This is a genomic window from Ruegeria sp. CJ2 (assembly GCF_056536745.1).
Genome location: NZ_JBQFQF010000005.1, coordinates 301,292 through 321,894 on the forward strand (window position 1 = coordinate 301,292; position 20,603 = coordinate 321,894).

The following is a 20,603-nucleotide window of genomic DNA, read 5'->3' on the forward strand; positions in this document are numbered from 1 at the left end:
TATTACAGTGGGATTGCGGAAAGTACGAAATCAATGCAGCGGATTGATTTTATTGGTCGGAGTGAGAGGATTCGAACCTCCGACCCCTGCCTCCCGAAGGAACGGGCCTGACTTTAACCCATTGTAATTATTGTAATGTACTATCATTTCACTGTTCCTTTGTTCACGTTTGTACCGATCTATATCCGGAAATGATCTGGATATCAGATTGCATCCGCCGCTCCTCTCTGGTGATCAGGGTGATGATGCCCATAGTTCTTCTCAAGCGTTTCGTGGGTCATACCCAGGAAGCCGCAGGCGTCCCACTTGGGCGCCCCCTTTTGCATTAGCCAGGTCGCACAGGTGTGCCGCAGAGTGTGTGGAACGACTTTTCGGTCCCCCTCGGTCTCCAAGCCTGCCGCCACAACGGCAGTCCTAAATGCGCGTTTGACGTTCTGCAGAGACTTGCCGCGATGGGTGACTACGAATTCGTCTACCGGAAACCGCCTTCGTCGGCATAGCAGGTGCTTCTTCAGACGCGCAGGCAGCCTAGAACTCGGGCGTTCCTTTTTCGTGCGGCGCCGTCCAACGGGGTTCCAGTAGATGATGTTGCTAGGAAAATCGATATCAGACCAGCGCAAGGATAGGATCGCCTCCTTTCGCTGGCCGGTCAGCAATCCGATCCTAAGAAACAGAGTCAGGTGCTCAGTCTTTGACTCGGTCGGCACGCCATCCTCCAGAGGCGTATCGAAGCTCCGCGATACCCGGATTAGCCTTAGCGCTTCATCACATGTCAGGAATCGGATACGACCCTCGGGTTTCGGAGGTAGTCGGACCGTTATTTTGCGCGTGATTAGCTGATCTTCCTCGGCACGCCGGATAGCAGTGGAGAGCAAACTGAGCTCCCTTCGCAAGGTGCCGTCCTTCAGCCCCTTGTCTCGACGGCTCTTCCGGCGTTTCTGGCAGTATTCTTTAATGAGCACATCGTTGATATCGCCCACGGCATAGCCATCAAAAAACCTGATGATTGGCTTTGCTGCATTGGCCAAACGCTCCGGGTCAGTAACGTCGTCAAATCGCTTCGCCAGATAGTGCGAAACTGCGTCAGTCACATAGAATTCGTGTGGCTCGACCGCGCGATCCGGCCTGAAGCGCCTTAGCTTCCATTCTGCGAAGTAGAGTTCAGCCTGGTCGCGATCCCCAGTGCCAGTCGAGTGCTCACGGCTGCGTCCCCCTTCGGTCCAGTAGATGTACCAATTGCCATCGGCGAGGCGTTTTCGGTCGCGTGCAAGGCGGGGCGGGGTCGGTTTGCGGGGCATGCTTTCACCGTAAATTGATCGAGGTATCGTTCCCACGCACCATTGGGAATCTTGGGGTTTCGTCGGCCTGGGGCTGTATAGATATGATCCAGCATGTCTTCGCGGATTAGATAGCGAACGTTGGAAACGGGGATGCCCACTCGTTCAGCTAATTCCCTTGGTGTCTCGAGAATTTTTTGCAATTTCAACTCCTCAATGACTGCACACATATCGAGGCAAAATTTTCGTTTTGCGTTCAGATCGAAACAAAACTACGATAATGCTACCTAAAACGAACCAAATGCCTCTATCAGCGGTTACATTGAATAGAGATAACCATAATCGTGGTCAATGCAACCACAAAAAGGTACATCATGACTGTTCCTGACCTAGGGGTGCGCCTTGCGGCTGTCCGAACCGAGGCGCGTCTGTCACAAGAAGAAATGGCGCAACGACTTAGCATCAGTCGAAGTGCATATCAGTACTATGAACGTGGCCAACGCGACCTAACCGCCACCCTACTTCTGAAGGTTTATGAAGAATTCGATGTCGATCCGCTCTGGATGCTCGAAGGGGACACTGCTGAAGGCAAAAGCCGCCGACATTCGGAAATGGCGCATGCCTATCGTAAACTTGGAATCGCAGTTGAGCACAGAATAATTAATCGCGGCCTTGTTGTAGCACCCGAAAAGAAATGGGACGCTATAGATTTTCTTTTCAAAGAAGCTCTGAGCCCCGAAACGATTGAGGGCCTTAACCAAGTGCCCGATATAGCCAGAATTGACACCATCTTAAGGTTAGTCGCTTGATGTTAGAGAACGAAGTTTTGCGAAAAGCCGAGCAATTGAGGCCGCGCAAAGTGGGAGTGTTGGGCAAGGTAGATAGCATCCTAGAAGAGACCCAACTTGATGCACCGTACCAACCTGGAAGCTCCAACGGAGTTAGGCCGACTAGAGGTTGCCCGAATGCCACGGAATGTGAGGCCTGCGGAGGGATTGAGTATCTTTCTAGAGAGTTTTGTCGTTGCGGCCATTATTTACGTGGCCAACTAGAAGACGAGTACTTGTCATGGGTGCGTAGGCTGGAGCATGAGGTTGAGGAAATATCTACGGATTATTTGCAGAAGCAGAAGAAGTTGAAAAAAGGTTTGATGCTTACAATTCTTCTTCTCACCCCTCCGATAGCCGTTCAAGTTACCAGCCCAGATCTACTAGGGCTTTTCGCGTACCTTTGGATACTAGCCGGGCTTGTTGTTGTGTGTATTCTTGCGTTTATAGAAGCAAGACTTGCGCGCCCAACCAATGATGCTTCTGAATTTCTGCAAAACTCCTCTCTCCAAGTCTATCTGGAACACAGAAATCTAATCTTGAACTCAAGTCCGGATGCTTCTGGATAGACTGGTTCCCTCAAAAGTATGATGGAAGCATGAGTTTTAGTTCTATCGATTTATTTGCAGACTGCTGCGGCCTTTCGCTCGGGCTTAGGATTTGCATTCCCTGGAACTTGTACTTCAACATTTGGTTGCAGCGCGTGTTTGCCCTGATAGGATCATTGAAAATAAGAGATTTTTTCAGGCTAATATTCAGCGCCTCGACAGGCTCGTTGAGCCCGTTCCTGCCGTTTAGCGAGAGTCGGTCTTTCGCATATGCGGTAGGTCAAAAACCGCACATTCCGGACGTTCAAATTCCAGTGTCGGATGGCAAGGCTGCGGACAATCCTGCCGTTAGCTCATCTTCAGTTGTAGAGTCGATCAGGTCGCACCGATCATCACCCTAGCCGGTGTGCTTTCTCCCGCCCTGTACGTCATCTGAATAGAACCAGTCGTCGGGATATGGATACCACCAGTCCGCCTCCTTCGCCTTCGGATCAATCACGACCATCTTGGGTCGTCTGAAAGCCTCGAGGCCTTGAAGGCCTAGCGTACGCCCAAGCCCAGAATTCTTGACGCCGCCAAAAGGCAAGGCATCGTTGTCCACGAGCGGGTTGTTGACCCAGACCATCCCCACCTGTAGCTTGTTCACCCCTTGAAATGCCTCGTCCAAGTCGCCGGTAAACAGGCATCCGCCAAGACCGAATTGTGACGCGTTTGCCAGTTCAAGCGCTTGGTCAAAGTCGCTCACCCGAATGACCGAGGCGACTGGCCCAAAAACCTCTTCCTGAGTTAGCGCCATGTCCGTCGTCACGCCGGTCAGGATCGTTGGTTCGAAAAACCAACCCGGCCCGACGTGATCCGGGGTACCGCCTCCTACCTCAACCACCGCGCCTTTCTCAGTTGCATCGCGCACCAGACGCTCGACCTTGTCGCGTGCCTCCTTGGAGGCCAAAGGTCCGATTTCCGCCACCCCCATTCCGTCGCCGATGCGCAGTTTCCGGGTTCGGGTCACGAATTCATCGACAAAATCGTCGTACACGTCATCCACTACAAAAATCCGTTCAGACGATGTGCAAACCTGGCCCGACTGCAAAAATGCAGCGGTAACCGCCCCGGCAGCAGCGACCGCGATGTCGGCGTGTTTACTGACGATCAGTGGATCGCTTCCCCCAGCCTCGATCACTGCGGGTTTCAGGTTCTCCGCTGCGGCCACTGCGACTGCACGACCTGTCGGCACGGACCCTGTAAAAGCGACCACATGGGTTTTGGGGCTGGCAATCAGCTGTTTGCCCACGTCTGCACCACCCGGCAGGCAAGCAATCAGGTCTTGGGGCAACGCCCGAAAAAACTCCATGAACGCCATCGTGCACAAAGTTCCTGCAGGTGAGGCTTTCAACACTACACCGTTACCTGCCGCAAGTGATGCGGCCATCGACCAGCAGCCAAGAATGAGGGGGAAATTGTACGGAACCACATGCACGGACACGCCGTAGGGCTCGTATGTCTGATACTGAAAAGATCCAGTTTGCATCGTGCCGGCAATCTTGCCCGCGTCATTGCGCGCCATCTCGGCATAGTAGCGGAAAACCGGCGGGATGTTCGCAATCTCGCCGATCGATTCAGGGTAAGGTTTGCCCGTTTCCAATGTCATCAAGCGGGCGATCTCAGTCATGTTGCCGCTTTCGATGTCGTTGGCGATCTGGTGCAATACCCGCGCGCGAGATTTGCAGTCCATCGCGGACCACCTCCTTTGCGCCGCATTGACCCGGTCCAGGACCTGGTTCACGATCTGCGGCGACGGCTCACCAAAAACCCCGACGGGCTGCAAGGTAGACGGGTTGACCAGAGTGGTCCCACCACCCTCCAATGGCACATGCTTGGGGTTGAGGTAGTAGGTAGATTTGAACGGGTCACGCATTGGGCAGCCCCCTTGTTTGACAGGCATTGCGCCGTTAGCGGATCATGTACACTTTCTTGACCGTCTCGTGGACAGTGCAAACGCCTTTCCAGTCCTGCGGAAAAAAGGCCGCCGTATCGGGCGTAATCTCAATTACCTCGCCGCTTTCATGGATATAGGTACAGCGGCCTTCCAGAAAGTGGCAGAACTCGTCCTTGGTGACGTGACATTCCCACTTACCGGGAGTGCAGACCCAAAGGCCGCATTCGGACTGGCCGTCAGGCCCCTTGTGGATCAGCTTTCCCGAGGTGCGGGATTGCCCTTCAATCATCGTCGGGATTACCCCCCAATCGACAAGATCAGTCTGCTGGAGCGGGTTTTGCATACGTGGCGTGGTCATGTTTCAGGTTCGCGATCCGTTAGGTAGTAGGTGTTGCGCAATGTTTCCTCGACCGTGCATTCCCCTACCCAACCGGCGAGGAATAGTACGGCCGTTCCGGGCGTAACTTCGATGCTTTCGCCTGCATCCGACCGATAGACCGCGCGGCCCTGCACAAAATAGCAGAACTCGTCACGCGGTATCGTTAGGCGCCAGCGGCCTGGAGTGCAGACCCATGCGCCGATCTCCGGCCGGTTGTCAGGACCCTTGTGAACCAGCATACCCGATGAATGCGACTGGCCTTCAATCATGTCCGGCTGTAGCCCCCAGTCCGTGAGGTCGGTGCGGGTCGAGATTTCCGAAAGATGCGGGGCGCTGCTCATTCCGCGGCTTTCAGGATTTCGTCGAGAATGCCAGCTGCCTTGGTCGGGCCATGCCGTGACTGCATGTGAGCAGAGGTTGCCGCCATCTTCGCCTGCATTTCTGGATCGTTGATACATTTGTCGAGGGCAATAGCCAATTCATCATCGGTCCAGTCGTATCGGTGAAACCCGAACCCGTGGCCGGTTTCCTGAACACGGGTGGCGTTATCGTGGCCGTCCCAGACATAGGGCATAATGATTGCTGTTTTGCCGAAATATAGGCACTCTGTGAACGAGTTGTTACCGCCATGATGTATCACCGCGTCAACCTGCGGAATTACCGAAGGCTGGGGATACCAGCTCTGTATGTGCACGTTGTCGGGAATGTCTGTGTATTCGTCAATGTAATCCCCGACATTTACGAGCGCCCGGTAGGGCAACCTGGAAATGGTCGAAATGATCCTCTTTAGCAGGTCGGTGTCGCCTGCGCCAAGCGACCCGAAAGATACATAGAGAAGTGGTTTGTCATTGTTGGACTTAAACGTTGGCACCTCAAAGGGTTCTTCTTCGCGCACGCAACCTTCAAGATACTGAAACCGGTTTGGGTCCAGTGGGTTCTGCCGTTCGTACTTTGCCGGCTCGGGATAAAGCAGAAGGTTCATTGTGGGCGACGCTTCGAAAAACTCTCCAATCGGATAGGGGTCTTCGTTGCATCTGGCTAGGAACGCATTGTAGTCGTCGTGGATCGGCTTGATCACATCGTGGAACTTTGCCTCATAGGCCTCCATGCCCTCGCGGTCATCCACCCGACAGCCCGATAAGTGCGGCGGCACAATCGGGTCCGGGATTTCGTTTTCGGAACATGAGATGATCCGCACCCACGGTACGCCGAACTGCTTGATGGCTGGGAACATAATGACATTATCCACGCAGATCATATCTGGTTTGATTTTTGCCAATACCTCGGGCAGATCTTTTTGCGCCCATTTTGCGCTGTCGACGATCGCCTCCCAGCAATCCTTGACGTAGTTATCGATTTGGTCAATCGGGGCTTTGCGAAAATTTGGGATGTGACCGTTGATGAAATCCTCCCAGAACTTTGCCATCGCCTCGGGTTCCATCGGCTCGGACAGGGCAACAGGATGCGCCTCAAACCCATAACCTTCATATACCTCGACAAAGCCGGGATCGCTTAGAAATACAGCCTTATGGCCCAGTTTCTCGCAGGCCTGCGCGATGCCAACCGAATTCAGCGCAGGGCCAAAGGCAGCTTCGGGGAAGAAGGCGATGGTTTTCTGTGACATTGTAGGTCTCCGGTTAGATTTGGCTTAGCAGTTGGGAAGGATGCGGGAATGTTTCGCGTCCCATACGCAGTGGACATCCTGACCCGGCTGGATATTTTCACGGTCGGCTTGGCTGGCGGGAACGCGGGCGGAAAGGGTGCTCCTCCCACCGCGAACGCGCACATGCACACCCAGGTCTGATCCGTGATAGGCGACTTCTTCGACAGTGCCTGGAAGGCAGTTGCGCCCATCTCGAGGGGCGGTCTGCATCAGGCTGACCCGTTCCGGGCGCACAGCAATCGTGGCAGCACCGCGCAGCTCGGAAACGCCCCTCAGCATTCCCGCCCCGTGGACATCGACACCGCCGTCGACGGCGTTACCATCCAGAAAGTTCATCACGCCTATAAAATCTGCAACAAAGCGCGATCCGGGGTGTTCGTAGAGCTCGTGAGGAGTACCGACCTGCGCCAGCTTACCATCATGCAAGACCGCGATCCGGTCGGCCATGACCAAGGCCTCTTCCTGGTCATGGGTCACAATTAGAAATGTAATCCCCACCTCGTGTTGCAACCGTTTGAGCTCCAGCTGCATCTCTTCTCGTAGTTTCTTGTCCAGAGCTGAAAGGGGCTCATCCAGCAACAGGACTTTTGGCCTTTTGACCAGCGCGCGCGCCAAAGCAACCCGCTGTCGCTGCCCACCAGAAAGCTGATCCGGCTTGCGCCCGGCAAATCCCGAAAGTTTCGCACTTTCCAGAACCTCGGCCACTCTCGTGGCAATTTCGTCCTTAGGCAATTTCTCCATTTCTAACCCATAGGCGATGTTTTTTTCGACGCTCATGTGCGGAAACAAGGCATAGGATTGGAACATCAGGTTCAGGGGCCGCCTGCTGGGACGTATGTTTGTCACGTTCTGCCCGGCAACGATTACCTGTCCTTCCTGTGGCGTTTCGAATCCCGCCAGCGTCCGCAATAGTGTGGTCTTGCCGCAGCCCGATGGGCCCAAAAGTGCAAAGAACTCGTTATCGCGAATATCCAGTGAAACATTGTCGATCGCGGTCACCAAACCGTATCGCTTGGTTATATTCCTGAGTTGAACCCCTTGGTTCATCGGCTGAAAACCTCTTTGTCGGTACGCTGTGCGAAGAAGACCAGCGTGAATGAAACGAACATGACGATGGTAGCCATCGCATTGATTTCCGGCGTGACGCCAAATCGGATCATTGCGTAAATCTGCATCGGCAACGTGGTCGAGGATTGCCCAGCACCGGCGGTAAAGAAGGCAATAATGAATTCGTCCACAGACAGGGTGAAAGACAACAGCGCCCCGGCGATAACCCCCGGCGCGATGGCGGGCAGCAGGATGCGGCGAAAGGTGGTGAATTCGCTGGCCCCAAGATCGGCACTGGCCTCAAGTATCGAATGGTCGAAATTGCGCATCCGCGTACGCACCACGGCGACAACAAAGGCTATGTTAAATACGACATGGCTGAGGATGATCGAATGAAGCCCCAACGTCATGTTGAGTAGGGTGAAAAAGGACAAGAGCGCGATGGCCAGAACTATGTCGGGGATGATCATCGGTGCGAACAGAACCGCGTCTAGAACTGAAGAATTACGCCGTGTCTCGACACCGACCGCCAAAAGCGTGCCGATTATTGTCGCCAGAACGGTCGAGATTAAGGCCACGATTAGCGTGTTGCGCGCCGCCGACAGTATTGGATCCGCGGTAAACAACTTGCCGTACCATTCCAACGAAAACCCGGTCCATACAGTTGGAAGTCCGGCCCGGTTAAAGCTTAACGCCATGAGCACAAGGATCGGCACATAGAGAAAGGTGTAAAACAAAACCAGGTGCAGCTTCAGGCCCATGTTGGATCGGTCCCGCATCAGTCCTGCCCTCTCTGTCCCGCTGCGCGATTGGCCAATACCGCCTGTGCGAACAAAAGCCCCATCATAATCGCAATCAGGAACATCGACAGCGTTGCTCCGAACGGCCAGTCGCGGGCGCTCAGGAACTGGTCATAGATCAGGTTTCCAACCATCTGAAGTCGCCCGCCGCCAAGCAAATCGGGCGTAATGAAATTGCCGATCGACAATACAAAAACAAAGACACCACCTGCCGCAATCCCGGGAACGGTCTGTGGCAGTATCACCCGGTAGAAAGTGGTCCAAGCGGGCGCTCCAAGATCTTCCGAGGCTTCTATGGTTTCGACATTTATGCGGTTCAGCGACGAATAGATCGCCAGAACCACAAAGGGGGTGTAGTTGTAGACAAGCCCAACGATCACCGCGAAATTGTTATAAAGCAGAGACAGCGGCTCATCGATCAAGCCTGCCCCCTGGAGAGTATTATTGATCAAGCCCTCGCGGTTAAGCATCACGATCCAGGCGTAAGTGCGGATTAGGTAGTTGGACCAGAACGGCAAGATCACCAAGATCAGCAAACCGGTCTGCCAACGGCGCGGCGCCAGCGTGATGGCATAGGCCGCCGGATAGGCGATCAGGATCGCGATTATCGTGGCCAGAAACGCGATCTTGGCCGAGCGTAAGAAGATCCCGAGGTAAAGAGGATCGGCGGCCCGCACAAAATTTTCAAACGTAAAGACGTGGTCGATGCCGCCATAGATACCGCGTTCAAAGAACGCATAGGTAAAAATAAGGCCACACGGCACCACCATAAGAAGCGCAAGCCAGCCCAGGCCCGGCCCCAGCAAGATCACCGATTTCAGTCGATTGGTCATATACTTGGCAATCTGTGGAGTGATGTCGTACAGGCCCGACCCTTTGTTCGGGTCGGGTTTTGCTCAGGGTTTGATCACTTACTGTGCGGCCATGATTTCGGTCACGGTCCGTGCAAAGGGTTTCTGGCCATTGCCGAGATCGCGCAACTGCTCGTACTTGGTAAGGTCTGCAGGCGACATTCCCATGTTCGGGAAGGTTTCGATCAAGGACGGGTCCAGCGCCTCCATCGCAGCCTTGTTCGGCGTTTTGTAAAGGATATTGCTGGCAACCCAGACACCGACGTCCGCGCCCAAGACATAGTTCACAAAGGCATGCGCCGCATCTTTGTTTTCAGATGCATCCGCGATGACTAGCGCATCTACCCACAGATCCGATCCTTCTGATGGTATCGTGTACTTGATGTCCGCGTTTTCACCGATGCCGTAGTTGCACCAGCCATCCCAGGCGTGAACCATCGTTGCCTCGCCCGATACCAACTTCAGATAAAAAGTTGCGTCATCGTAGGCCAGCAGATCCTGCTTCGCCGCAACCAGCAGGTCCTTTGCAGCCGCCAACGTCTCATCCGACGTATCGTTAAGCGACTTTCCGAGGGCTAGCGCAGCAGCCCCCATCAGCCAGCGATCCGTCGAGAGCATTGTCACTTTGCCTTTAAGGTCTTCAGAGGGTTTGAGCAGATCGTTCCACGAAGTTGGCTCTGCCATCAGGTCAGACCGGTAGCATAAGCCCGTCGTGCCCCAAGCGTATGGCATTGAATAGTTGTTGCCCGGATCATGGGCTAGTTCTTTAGCTTCGTCATACAGGTTAGAGGCATTCGGAACCTTGTCGTGGTCGATTGCAGCCACCAGCCCCAGGTTGTTTAACGCCTCGGCAAAAGGCGACGAGACGAAAAGAACGTCGTAGCCCTTGCCTCCACCGGCTACGACCTTGCCCATGATTTCTTCGTTAGTGCCATGCACCGAGAGCTCGGCCTCGATACCTGTTTCCTTGGTGAAATTCTCCAGCAGGTCCGGCGGCATGTAGCCGTCCCAGTTCGAGATCACGATTTTTTCTGCTTGGGCCGCTCCGGCGAATAAGCTGAGTGCGCAGGCCGCCCCGGTGGTGAGCCAAGCAAATGGCAAACGGAACGAATTGGTGAACTTGTTGGTCATGTCTTCCTCCCTTGACATCCGCGCTCGCTTCTGGGGCGAGATATATGATGCAATCACGGTATTTTTTGATGAAATAAAACTCAACATTTTTTTGAATCATTTTTGTATGGCCCGGAGAAGCCATTTAAGATACCGTTTTTATTGTATATTAACTAGGTATGACGAAAGCCGTCTTCTTATGCCACCAAGCAAATACTTGAAACTTGCTCAAAAAATACTGGATGTTGCGATGGATCTCGATTTGCATCAGGGCGACAGACTGGTGGAAAAAACCCTTGCTGATTCGTGCAGCGTCTCTCGCACTCCGGTTAGATCCGCATTGAGGCTGCTGGAAAAGGAGGGGATGGCACGCAAAGCGGCAGAAGGCGGGTTTGTCCTAGAATGCGAACCCGAAAAGGGGCATTCGATACTCAACCAGCATGCGGTCGGAGCAGGTGTGGATCTCGCTGGTGCCATCCTACGAGATCGCGGCGCCCGACGCCTGGACGGTGCCATCAATGTCACAGACCTGATCCGCAGATATTCGGTTTCCCGCAGCGCTGCACAGCGTGCGCTCGAAGCCCTCCTGGCCCAAGGCGTGATTCAGAAAGCCGAAGGTCAATCCTGGGTTTTCACGCGCATGCCGGGAGACCGCTCCGGACGAATAGAGAGCTACGAATTTCGTCTGATACTGGAACCGCAGGCCATTCTGTCCGACGGTTTCAAGTTGGACACCAAGCGCGCCGATCTGGTCCGCAGCCAGACCGAAGCGCTTCTGGCGCAGTCGGAAAACTCTTTCAATAGCCAGGATTTTCAAGACGCGGATCTTGCCTTTCACAAGCTCATCGCTCGATCGTCCGGAAACCAGTATCTAGCTTCTGCTCTCATGGCCCATCATGGGTTGCGCCACCTGCCGGGCGGATCATTCGGTATGATCGACTTTCGGATGAGGCAGGCGCTCGATGAACATCTGCGTATACTTGATTTCATCGAACAAGATCATTTCGATCTTGCGGCGGATCAGATGAGGGTGCACTTGCGGCTTTCAATGCACCAAAGGCCCAGCGTCGCCAATCGTGGTGCTCCGGCGCTAGTCCAAGCAACCTGCGGGTCAATCCGGTGAGTGAATGATGAACCGCAAGGAAGCACCCGTAATCGCGTTTTTCCCCGAAGCTAGTTTTGGGGCTGCACTGAATTGTGTGGGGATCGCTCAGGAACTTCGCGCAATGGGTGCACACCCCGTTTTCCTGACCCACGGTGGCTTTGGTGGCGTATTCGCAGATTACGGTTTTGACGAGTTCGCCGTCCCTGTTCAATCAGAGTTGACAGAAGAGGAAACCCAGACCTACTGGCAGGAATTCCTGAGCCATCATCTGCCGCATTTTAACATGCATCCAACTGACCAACTGATCACCTATGTAGAGCCCGTTTGGAACGCAATCGTCGAGACAGCGGAATCGGTCGAACAGGGGTTGGAAACGGCGCTAGAGCGGACCAACCCAGATGTCGTCGTCCTCGACAACGTCATCATGTTCCCGGCCATCGTACGATCCGAGCGCCCATGGGTCAGGGTTATTTCTTGCGCGGAAACCGAGTTGCCAGACAACTGCCTACCGCCGTACCTGTCCGGTCTGCCGGCATCTGACGCCGCCGGGTGTGCGGCATTCCGAGACCAGTACCTGGAGACCCTTGGCCCAATTCATGCTCGCTACAACAAATTTCGCCTGGATAAGGGGCTTGAGCTATTGCCTGAAGGTGAGTTCCTAGAAACATCACCGCATCAAAACCTTCTTTTAGCGCCATCTATCATTCGCCATGATCGTGATCAGGTACTGGACTCTGGACAATTCACCTTTCTCGAAGGCTGCGTTCGCCAGGAAGGTCCTTACCGTGTACCTCAAATGCCCCGTAACGACGGGCCTCTGGTGTACGTGAGTTTTGGCAGTCTGGGTGCCATGGATGTCCCATTCTTTGAGAGCCTGTTCGACGTATTCAAGACAATGGACATGAGGTTTCTGGTCAATGTCGGGGCCCAAATCGACGCCTATTCCAGAGTCCCAGACAATGTTCATCTGCAGGAATGGTTCCCGCAGCCTTCCGTGGTTGAACAATGCGATCTGTTTATTCACCACGGCGGCAACAACAGCTTTTGCGAAGCGCTGTATTTCGGGGTCCCGTCGCTGATCCTTCCCTATTGCTGGGACGGACACGATAACGCCCAGCGGGCAGTTGAGACCAGTGTCGGACTCAGGGTAAATCGATGGGATTGGACACCGGAGCAGTTGGATAATTCGATTAACCAACTCCTTGGGGACGCGGAGATGAAGGCCCGGCTGGCTGCGAACTCAGAGATCATGCAGTTGAGAAAGTCGGTTCAGTTAGCTGCTCAGAAAATTCTGGATTGTGTAAATCCTAACCGAATCTAGGTTATTCCCGTCGGTCATCCGTTTTGTCATGAAGGATGGAAGGGTGCATCGCAATGACCTCTAAATCACTGAACCTAAAGTGTCGGTTTGGGCTCGAGACAGACGCTCGCTGAAATGTAGCGAGCGGCAGCAATACGGGCAAAGCGGTCTATGGTTCTCCAAACAAATCGGCCATCCTTGGGTTTACAGTACACGGTTGTGGAGAGTGAGAAGGACTAGTAGTCTTCACTTTCGGAAGTATAGGGTCACAATTGGCACCCTCATTGCATGCTGAGCAGTCCTTTATGGCTCACGAGCGTCTAGATACCCTCCGGTTAAGCCCTTTTGGGTGTCAGACGGTATCGTCCGCAAAATTAGGTTGTTGGTTGCTCGGGTGCGTCACCCAGAGCCAGCAGCAAAAGGATAGCCAAAAGGGGTGATCCAACCAAACCGATCAGGAACCAGATAAAACTAGATCGGTTGCGCCGTCCCGCCATCGTGATCGGCAGGATATAAAGCCAGATCACGACAACCAGCAAGATGAACATAAAAATCAACTGGATAACTGGTGCGTCCATGAAATTTTGCCTTTCGAATCTTGACGCCATTTTTAAAACGGCTGATCCGGTTAGATAGACAATGGCCCGAAAGCGTTTTCGGGTATTAATTTAGCCCGACACGGGTCCCGGGCGTCCCAATCCTCTCACTTTGGGTTCCTTGGCTATCAGACAGTGCCGTCCAAATGTTTGGTGCTTTCCGGGTCACAAGGTAGCAAGGTCGGCAAAACGGATAAAGTGGGTGTTCAAGGAACCTTTTAAAGAGCCTTTTCAATGAACTTTGAAAAAAGCTCACCCTGCGAGTTGATCCTAAGTTTCGCGTAAATGTTGCGTCTGTGGATGCGGACTGTGCCTGGAGAGATGCCGAGAATTGTGCCAACAGCTTCTGCCGAATGGCCCTTCAATGTGAACTCAACGACTTCTCGTTCTCGTGGCGTCAGAACGCCATCGCCAAATGCCTGGAATGCTAGATCAACGCGACGACTAACGCCATTCGCTGCGGCGCCGCGGGCCATCGTTGGAAAGTCACTCCAATGTTTGCAACAGGCTGCCCGAACGAGCGGCCATAGAGCGTGCAAATGACGAATTTCCTTGGCTGAAAAAGGCTTCGCTGATCGCATGAGCGAGACCACAACCATCCCAGTGCTTGGGATATCGATAAAGTAGCCAATCTCCTCTGCTAACCCAGTCCTTTTGTAATAGCTGCGATAGTATTCGCCCTGATAGAACCTGTCCGGTGCGATATCGCGCATGCGGTACAGACCCGGTGTTATCGGTTTTGTCGCGGCCAAAAAAAATGGATCAAGTACGTAGGGCCCTGCTTGGTAATCCTCAACAAAAATACGCCGTTTGCTTTTGGGAAAATCGTCGTGAAGGTCTATTGGTGCTTCGGTTCCGACATGGCCAAACACCACCGTAAAATCAAATGGTGCGACCTGCCGTAAGCCATCTGCCAAAGCACATGGAAATTCTGGGGTTCCGATCTTCTCTACGACCCTGCCGGCCTCTTCCATCCAATCGTACACACGCCGCTCCAGATTTTCGAAAAGCACCTCTATACCCTAATTGTGGTATATACAGTTAATCCGAGTTATTGTTACTTTTTCCTTGTTTGAGTGGTATGCCAGCAAATGCCAAAAAATCAAGCAAAAGGAAAACAGCAGTATATGAGCTTTGACATGAGCGTCACCATGCAGACGATTGCGGAACTCAGAGGAGTGACCAAGACCTTCGGGAATGTGGTCGCCGCCAAAGACCTGAATCTTTCCATTGGGAAAGGAGAGTTCCTGTCGTTCTTAGGCCCATCTGGTTGCGGCAAAACCACTGCACTTAGGATGCTGGCGGGTTTCGAGAAACCAACCGAAGGTCAGGTGTTGCTCGATGGCGAAGTCGTCAACGACTTGGATGCGCACCATCGCCCAGTCAACATGGTGTTTCAGCACTACGCTCTTTTTCCTCACCTAAGCGTGTTCGACAACATCGCGTACGGCCTGCGCCAACGACGATCACGCGTAGACAAACAAACAATCGCGACAAAGGTTGAGCAAGCGCTGGAAACTGTCCGTCTTGGTGGGTTTGGCCCACGTCGCATCTGGGAGATGTCTGGTGGTCAGCAGCAACGCGTCGCTTTGGCGCGTGCGATTGTAAACGAGCCCAAGCTTTTGCTGCTTGATGAACCAATGGCTGCTCTGGATCGAAAGCTTCGAAAAGAAATGCAGTTTGAACTGCAGAACCTGCAACGACAACTGGGAATAACTTTTGTCCTCGTCACGCACGACCAAGAAGAAGCGCTTTCAATGTCCGACCGAATTTGTGTGATGGAAGGCGGCAGTATTGTGCAGGTTGGCAGCCCACGCGAACTCTATGACATGCCCCGCAGCCGCTACGTGGCTGGATTTGTAGGCACCTCAAATTTCTTTGATGCAACTGTAACTGACGCAGTAGCCGACCAAATCACTGTGCGTTTAGCGAGTGGCCAAAAGGTGCACGGAACTCCGGAGATTCCAATAGATGCAGGGCAGGAAGTGTGCGTTAGTATCCGTCCTGAACAGATCACGCTGACCCGCGCGCTACCCACAGCTGAAATCGCTCTGCCAGTTACCATTCAAAATCGGATCTTCCTTGGGGAGCACACAGAATACCTTGCGCGCAACGAAGCACTGGGTGATTTCCACGTACTTGTGCCAAGGCAAGCGGAATTGAGCGAGGGGACGTTCAATGCAGGAGAGCAGGCCTTTGTTTCATGGGGCGAAGGCGCACTGCTGATCCTGGAAAAATAACAAATCCCGCAATCCAACAACAGAGAGGTTCACAATGACTAAGGATAATGGGACTATTTCCAAGCAAAAGTTCATGGAAGAGCTTCGCCGGTACCAAAAGGGTTCGGTTACACGGCGACATTTCTTAGGCGTGACAGGTCTTGGGATGGCAACGGCCGTTCTGGGCACGGCCATTCCTGGGTTGCGTCCACGCCCGGCATTTGCTGCCGGGGACATTGGCGACCGAGTGATCCTCGCCACATGGCCGAACTACCATGACGAGATGAGCTTCGAAGCCTTCACGGAAGCCACTGGCGCCCATGTTCAGGTAAATGTTTTTGGCTCGAACGAAGAGATGTTGGCAAAACTACAGGCTGGAGGGTCTGGCTGGGACGTTTTCGTTCCAACCAACTACACGATCACTACGTATGTGGGTGAAGATCTGATCATCCCGCTCGATACGTCCAAACTGCCAAACTACGACGCAGGTTCATTCGAACAGCGCTTTTCAGATGCCGGCTCTGTCGATGGCCAGCTTTACGCGGTGCCGAAAAACTGGGGCACGACCGGCTTTGCAGTGAATACTAGTAAGCTTGACGGCGCTCCGACTCCAACCACTTGGAAAGAGTTCTGGGACCTTACTATGGAAGGTTACTCAGGTCGGACAATGGTGCATGATTACCAACTCACCACCATCGGTAATGCCCTGAAATACTTCGGCTACTCCTTCAACTCGGTCGATGAGAAGGAACTGGCGGATGCCGAGAAATTGTTGCTGGATGCTAAACCGCATCTGTTTGCAATCTCGTCGGATTATCAGCCACCGATGCGTAACGGTGACGCGTGGATGACGATGTGCTGGACAGGTGACGGCAAGCAGATGAATGTCGACATGCCTGAAATCGCCTACGTTCTGGGAGCCGAGGGCGGTGAACTCTGGTCCGACTACTACGCTATTCCTAAGGGCGCACCCCATATGGATGCCGCTTATGCCTTGATCGACTTCCTGCTGAACCCGGAAGTTAATGCGAAGGAAGTCCTCGCTCATGGCTATCCATCGGCTGATGCTCGCACCAATGCGTTGCTGCCGAAGGAATTGCTGGAAGATCCGATCCTTTATCCGGCAGCTGACCTTCTGAATGCGCTCGAGTTTGGCGCGGCGGCTACGCTAACCGATCCAAACCGTGCCGAGTTGCTCGCCCGCTTCAAGTCGGCCTAAGCGGCAAGGCCGCAATATCGGAAAAGACGAGGACAATATGACCGAACGAGGCAGAAAAGCACTGTTGCTGGCACCGGCAGGAATATGGCTTTTGGTAATGCTTGCCCTTCCACTACTGGTCGTCTTCGTCTTTTCCTTTGGCGAACGGGGTGCCGCCGGAGGCTATGTTCCAGCGTTCACTTTGGAACAATATGCCAACCTTCCTGCGCGATGGACGGCGTTTAAGAACACCTTGATCCTTGCACCTCTGGGGACTATCGCTGCGTTGGTAATTGCCTACCCGCTCGCCTACTTTCTTGCGGTGCGTTGTTCACCAAAGTGGAGAACTTCGCTGTTGATCCTGGTGATCGTGCCGTTCTGGACATCGATCCTGATCCGATCATACGCATGGATTTTCATCCTTGGGGGGCGTGGCTTGCCCGCTCTACTGGAGTCGATCGGCATCGACGATGTCCGCCTGATAAATACGCCATTCGCTGTGCTTGTGGGAATTGTCTATGGGTATCTACCTTTGATGGTTTTCCCAATTTTTGTAAGCTTGGACAAACTGGATAAACGCCTTCTGGAAGCCTCAGCTGATCTCGGCTCTACCCCATGGCGTACGTTCCGTCAGGTGACACTTCCTTTGTCAGTACCGGGTATCGCAACTGGCTGCATGCTGGTCTTCATCCTGCTCATGGGCGAGTTTCTGATCCCAGCGATCTTAGGTGGCGGAAAAGTGTTTTTCGTCGGAAATGCGCTGGTGGACCTGTTCCTGCAGTCTCGAAACTGGGCGTACGGATCGGCGGTCGCAATGACGCTGGTTGTCGTAATGCTTGTCACTGTCTCAATTTACATGAAATTCATCTCGCGCCTGGGTGGCCAGCGCGAAGATGTCTCGCTGATGTGAGGGTCCGATGCGCTTATACGCGATTTGCGTCTACCTTTTTCTCTATATTCCAATCGGCATCATCGCGCTTTTCAGCTTTAATGCCGGACGACACGCAAGCCAGTTCATGGGGTTCTCGACCCGATGGTATGGCAAAGCGCTCAACAACCCATTTGTTATGGACGCGCTCGAGACCAGTCTGCTTGCGGCATTCATAACTGCTTGCCTCGCATCCACACTCGGAACCATGGCGGCCATCGCTTTACAAGGGGTTAAGGGATGGCTCCGAACTTTATTCGATGCGATGATTTATATTGCGATAATGATACCAGGTATCGTCATCGGTATCGCGACACTCATTGCCCTGGTCACCGTATTTGGCTGGCTAAACCCGCTTCTTGCGAGCCTATGGCCCGATGGAGCAAATCCCCCGCAACTTTCCATGGGGATGCCCACGCTTGTCGCCGCACACACCATGTTCACAATGGCGCTGGTCATAATCATCGTACGTGCAAGGCTATCGGGTATGGACCGTGCCCTCATGGAAGCATCGGCTGACCTCTTTGCGACGCCCTGGGGCACCTTTCGGCAGGTGACCCTGCCGTTGATAGCACCGGCAATTTTGGCGGGCTTCCTGCTCAGCTTCACTTTCTCATTTGATGATTTCATCATAGCGTTCTTCGTAGCTGGCTCAGAAACAACCCTGCCTATCTACATATTCTCATCCATCCGGCGCGGCGTAACGCCCGAGATCAATGCCATCGGCACTATGGTTATGGGCGCGTCGCTCTTGTTGCTCGTTGCAGCGCAACTGCTTTTGCGCCGAGGCGCCTCAAAATCGAATAGTTAAATAAAGGAGCCAAGTGAAATGCGGCTTGCAGGTAAAGTCGCGCTCGTGACGGGCGCGGGATCAGGAATTGGTCGGGCGGGTTCAATGGCAATGGCACAAGAGGGTGCGCATGTTGTGGTAACGGATCGCGATGCAACACTTGCTGAAGCCACTGTGGCCGCGATCGTTGCGCAGGGGAATCAAGCATCTGCCATACAGCTTGATGTGACCGATGACGATGCCCTTACCAAAGCCATAGACGAAGCAGTAAAAAACTTCGGTCGGCTTGACGTGTTGCACTCTCATGCTGGGTTGCAGATCGAAGGAACGCTGGAAGAAGTGGAACCAGATGGAATGGATGCTTCTTGGGCATTGAATGTCCGCGCTCACTTCATTGCCGCGCGCGCAGCCGTCCCCCATATGAAATCACAAGGTGGAGGCAGCGTGATCGTCACGGCCTCCAATTCTGGGGTTCAATACGACCGGGGCATGATCGCCTATGCGACTACAAAGCACGCAGCTGTTGCGATGGTCCGGCAGATGGCAGCCGACTACGCTGTCCATGCAATCCGTTTCAATGCCCTTTGTCCAGGATTTGTAGACACCCCCTTCAATGCAGGCTTCGAAAAGCAGATGGGTGGCCGTGCCAAACTGGAAAGCTACATCGAGCAGGCGATCCCTATGAGTCGGTGGGCGACAGTTGAAGAGATTGGCCATGGGATCGTCTATTTAGCTTCAGATGAATCCGCTTTTATGACGGGGCAAGCCTTGGTTATCGATGGCGGTGAATGCATTTAGTGATGGGTTAGACCGCTCAAGAGAATGTCTATCGCCGCACTTCATTTTTGGTGAGCACATTTCAGTCCGCTTTGGGCTCGATGCGGTCATTTGCAAATTACTCGTGAGCGTCTGCTGTGCGGACAAAGCCGTCAGTGGTGCTAAAGCATTTCCAGACGCTTTAGAACCTATCGCGACCAAGTACCCGGTGCTCAGATGGCGAGACGCCAGTGGCGGTCTTAAATGCACGACTGAAGTTGTTGGCGGTCTCGTATCCCAGCGCAGTAGCAATATCGGCAATGGTGCCAGACTGCGATGAAAGTAACTCTTTCGCCCGGCTTATGCGAACATCGGTTACTATGCGACGGAATTGCGCGCCTTCTTCTTCGAGTTTCCTTTGAAGAGTGCGAACACCAAGCCCGAGTGCGCGAGCTGTCGCGTCAACCGAGATTTCTTTGTGGTGGAGTTGCTGTCGGGCTATTGCGGCAACCTGACCAGCTATTGTTTCAGGTGGTCCACCGAGGCGTTCCCTCGCAACATCGTCAACCGTCACAAAACCGCGAACACGATTTTGCCTTTTGTTCTCGACCAAAAGCAATGAGCTTTCGAACTCCACACCTAACCTTGGTGCGTTCCAAACTACGGGACACCCGTATGTGTCCTCGACTTCGACCGAGTTAGGTACTTTTGCGAAATCCAAGAGAACTGCCGTAGGCGTCCATCCCCTCCCTAGGTACTCGCAAAAAATACTCAGGAATACGCCGATCGCGGAAAATGCTATATCGGCGTAAGCGGGGTGTTCCGGCATTCCGAATTTGTAGCAGTAGCGCGAACGTCTACCAGAAGCTTCAAGCCACGCGCGATCAACTGATGAGTGGAAAGGCATTACCGATGTTGCGCGACGTAGCGCGTTGCCCAACGTAGGCGCGGACAGAACGTACTCTCCCCAAAGCCCATAGTCTGCGACTGTTAGGTAAGGCGACCAGAGCAAGCCAATGTTTTGATGGCCCGCCGATCGAGCCGCCTGCTCGACGAATGTCGCCAGCGAATGCTCGGAAATGTAACCCGACCGTTCTTCGATAAAGTGATGCGGAAGGTCAGCGGCCTCCATGGCCTTCTCTAATCGTTTTTCACCGGCGACCTCGTAGACAAACTGCGGCATCGCGCCGAGTGCTTTCGCTGAAATCATCGGTGGTAGTGCCATTGAGTTCTCCGGAAACGCGCCTGTCGTGAAATGATACGCATTCGCGAT

At 53.6% G+C, this 20,603-nt stretch carries 20 protein-coding genes; 8 read left to right on the forward strand and 12 right to left on the reverse strand.

The window, feature by feature from the left end; all coding sequences use genetic code 11:
- Positions 1 to 203: 203 nt before the first annotated feature.
- Positions 204 to 1,298 (reverse strand): tyrosine-type recombinase/integrase, encoded by a 1,095-nt coding sequence (locus tag ACR0MS_RS09860; RefSeq protein WP_480576285.1) that lies wholly within the window; start codon positions 1,296 to 1,298, stop codon positions 204 to 206.
- A 353-nt stretch (positions 1,299 to 1,651) separates the two neighbouring features.
- On the opposite strand from ACR0MS_RS09860, the gene ACR0MS_RS09865 reads away from it, so the two are divergent.
- Positions 1,652 to 2,086 (forward strand): helix-turn-helix domain-containing protein, encoded by a 435-nt coding sequence (locus ACR0MS_RS09865; protein WP_131726293.1) that lies wholly within the window; start codon positions 1,652 to 1,654, stop codon positions 2,084 to 2,086.
- Between the two features lie 963 nt (positions 2,087 to 3,049).
- On the opposite strand, the gene ACR0MS_RS09870 is transcribed toward ACR0MS_RS09865, so the two are convergent.
- The 8 genes from ACR0MS_RS09870 to ACR0MS_RS09905 all read right to left on the reverse strand — a co-directional run bounded on the left by ACR0MS_RS09870 (position 3,050) and on the right by ACR0MS_RS09905 (position 10,459).
- On the reverse strand, positions 3,050 to 4,567 hold the full coding sequence (locus ACR0MS_RS09870; RefSeq protein WP_480576289.1) for an aldehyde dehydrogenase family protein: 1,518 nt from the start codon (positions 4,565 to 4,567) through the stop codon (positions 3,050 to 3,052).
- 34 nt (positions 4,568 to 4,601) lie between these two features.
- The gene (locus ACR0MS_RS09875; RefSeq protein WP_170463252.1) at positions 4,602 to 4,946 is read right to left on the reverse strand and encodes a cupin domain-containing protein; all 345 of its coding nucleotides are present in this window, start codon (positions 4,944 to 4,946) and stop codon (positions 4,602 to 4,604) included.
- Complete coding sequence (locus ACR0MS_RS09880; protein ID WP_170463251.1) at positions 4,943 to 5,308, reverse strand: cupin domain-containing protein; 366 nt, start codon at positions 5,306 to 5,308, stop codon at positions 4,943 to 4,945. Before ACR0MS_RS09880 ends, ACR0MS_RS09875 begins: the two co-directional genes overlap by 4 nt.
- The gene (locus tag ACR0MS_RS09885; RefSeq protein ID WP_480576293.1) at positions 5,305 to 6,591 is read right to left on the reverse strand and encodes a glycosyltransferase; all 1,287 of its coding nucleotides are present in this window, start codon (positions 6,589 to 6,591) and stop codon (positions 5,305 to 5,307) included. The genes ACR0MS_RS09880 and ACR0MS_RS09885 overlap by 4 nt, the downstream gene beginning before the upstream one ends.
- Before the next feature lie 24 nt (positions 6,592 to 6,615).
- Entirely contained in the window at positions 6,616 to 7,629 is a 1,014-nt protein-coding gene (locus ACR0MS_RS09890) for an ABC transporter ATP-binding protein (protein ID WP_480484407.1), read from the reverse strand.
- Positions 7,630 to 7,673: 44 nt separating this feature from the next.
- Positions 7,674 to 8,456: an ABC transporter permease gene (locus ACR0MS_RS09895; RefSeq protein WP_170666106.1), complete on the reverse strand. Its 783-nt coding sequence runs from the start codon at positions 8,454 to 8,456 to the stop codon at positions 7,674 to 7,676.
- A complete protein-coding gene (locus ACR0MS_RS09900) occupies positions 8,456 to 9,310 on the reverse strand; it encodes an ABC transporter permease (RefSeq protein ID WP_170463247.1) in 855 nt (284 codons plus the stop codon). The genes ACR0MS_RS09895 and ACR0MS_RS09900 overlap by 1 nt, the downstream gene beginning before the upstream one ends.
- A 78-nt stretch (positions 9,311 to 9,388) precedes the next feature.
- Positions 9,389 to 10,459 carry a polyamine ABC transporter substrate-binding protein gene (locus ACR0MS_RS09905; RefSeq protein WP_170463246.1) on the reverse strand — a complete coding sequence of 357 codons (1,071 nt, stop codon included), beginning with the start codon at positions 10,457 to 10,459 and terminating at the stop codon, positions 9,389 to 9,391.
- Here ACR0MS_RS09905 and ACR0MS_RS09910 point away from each other — a divergent pair.
- Positions 10,443 to 11,561 (forward strand): GntR family transcriptional regulator, encoded by a 1,119-nt coding sequence (locus ACR0MS_RS09910; protein WP_170666104.1) that lies wholly within the window; start codon positions 10,443 to 10,445, stop codon positions 11,559 to 11,561. The genes ACR0MS_RS09905 and ACR0MS_RS09910 overlap by 17 nt on opposite strands.
- 4 nt (positions 11,562 to 11,565) lie before the next feature.
- On the forward strand, positions 11,566 to 12,864 hold the full coding sequence (locus ACR0MS_RS09915; protein WP_480430621.1) for a nucleotide disphospho-sugar-binding domain-containing protein: 1,299 nt from the start codon (positions 11,566 to 11,568) through the stop codon (positions 12,862 to 12,864).
- 353 nt (positions 12,865 to 13,217) lie between these two features.
- Here ACR0MS_RS09915 and ACR0MS_RS09920 read toward each other — a convergent pair whose 3' ends face one another.
- Both ACR0MS_RS09920 and ACR0MS_RS09925 read right to left on the reverse strand, forming a co-directional pair.
- Entirely contained in the window at positions 13,218 to 13,421 is a 204-nt protein-coding gene (locus ACR0MS_RS09920) for a hypothetical protein (protein WP_170666102.1), read from the reverse strand.
- Between the two features lie 236 nt (positions 13,422 to 13,657).
- A complete protein-coding gene (locus tag ACR0MS_RS09925; protein ID WP_170463244.1) occupies positions 13,658 to 14,413 on the reverse strand; it encodes a helix-turn-helix transcriptional regulator in 756 nt (251 codons plus the stop codon).
- Positions 14,414 to 14,578: 165 nt separating this feature from the next.
- On the opposite strand from ACR0MS_RS09925, the gene ACR0MS_RS09930 reads away from it, so the two are divergent.
- Genes ACR0MS_RS09930 through ACR0MS_RS09950 form a run of 5 tightly spaced genes read left to right on the forward strand, consistent with a single transcriptional unit; the run spans position 14,579 to position 19,372 of the window.
- The gene (locus ACR0MS_RS09930; protein ID WP_480576300.1) at positions 14,579 to 15,679 is read left to right on the forward strand and encodes an ABC transporter ATP-binding protein; all 1,101 of its coding nucleotides are present in this window, start codon (positions 14,579 to 14,581) and stop codon (positions 15,677 to 15,679) included.
- 34 nt (positions 15,680 to 15,713) lie between these two features.
- Positions 15,714 to 16,877: an ABC transporter substrate-binding protein gene (locus ACR0MS_RS09935; RefSeq protein ID WP_480576304.1), complete on the forward strand. Its 1,164-nt coding sequence runs from the start codon at positions 15,714 to 15,716 to the stop codon at positions 16,875 to 16,877.
- 37 nt (positions 16,878 to 16,914) lie between these two features.
- Entirely contained in the window at positions 16,915 to 17,766 is an 852-nt protein-coding gene (locus ACR0MS_RS09940) for an ABC transporter permease (protein WP_142638982.1), read from the forward strand.
- Between the two features lie 7 nt (positions 17,767 to 17,773).
- Complete coding sequence (locus tag ACR0MS_RS09945) at positions 17,774 to 18,595, forward strand: ABC transporter permease (protein ID WP_171176822.1); 822 nt, start codon at positions 17,774 to 17,776, stop codon at positions 18,593 to 18,595.
- 18 nt (positions 18,596 to 18,613) lie between these two features.
- Positions 18,614 to 19,372: an SDR family NAD(P)-dependent oxidoreductase gene (locus tag ACR0MS_RS09950; protein WP_170463241.1), complete on the forward strand. Its 759-nt coding sequence runs from the start codon at positions 18,614 to 18,616 to the stop codon at positions 19,370 to 19,372.
- A 160-nt stretch (positions 19,373 to 19,532) separates the two neighbouring features.
- On the opposite strand, the gene ACR0MS_RS09955 is transcribed toward ACR0MS_RS09950, so the two are convergent.
- Entirely contained in the window at positions 19,533 to 20,555 is a 1,023-nt protein-coding gene (locus tag ACR0MS_RS09955; RefSeq protein ID WP_480576307.1) for an AraC family transcriptional regulator, read from the reverse strand.
- Positions 20,556 to 20,603 lie beyond the last annotated feature (48 nt).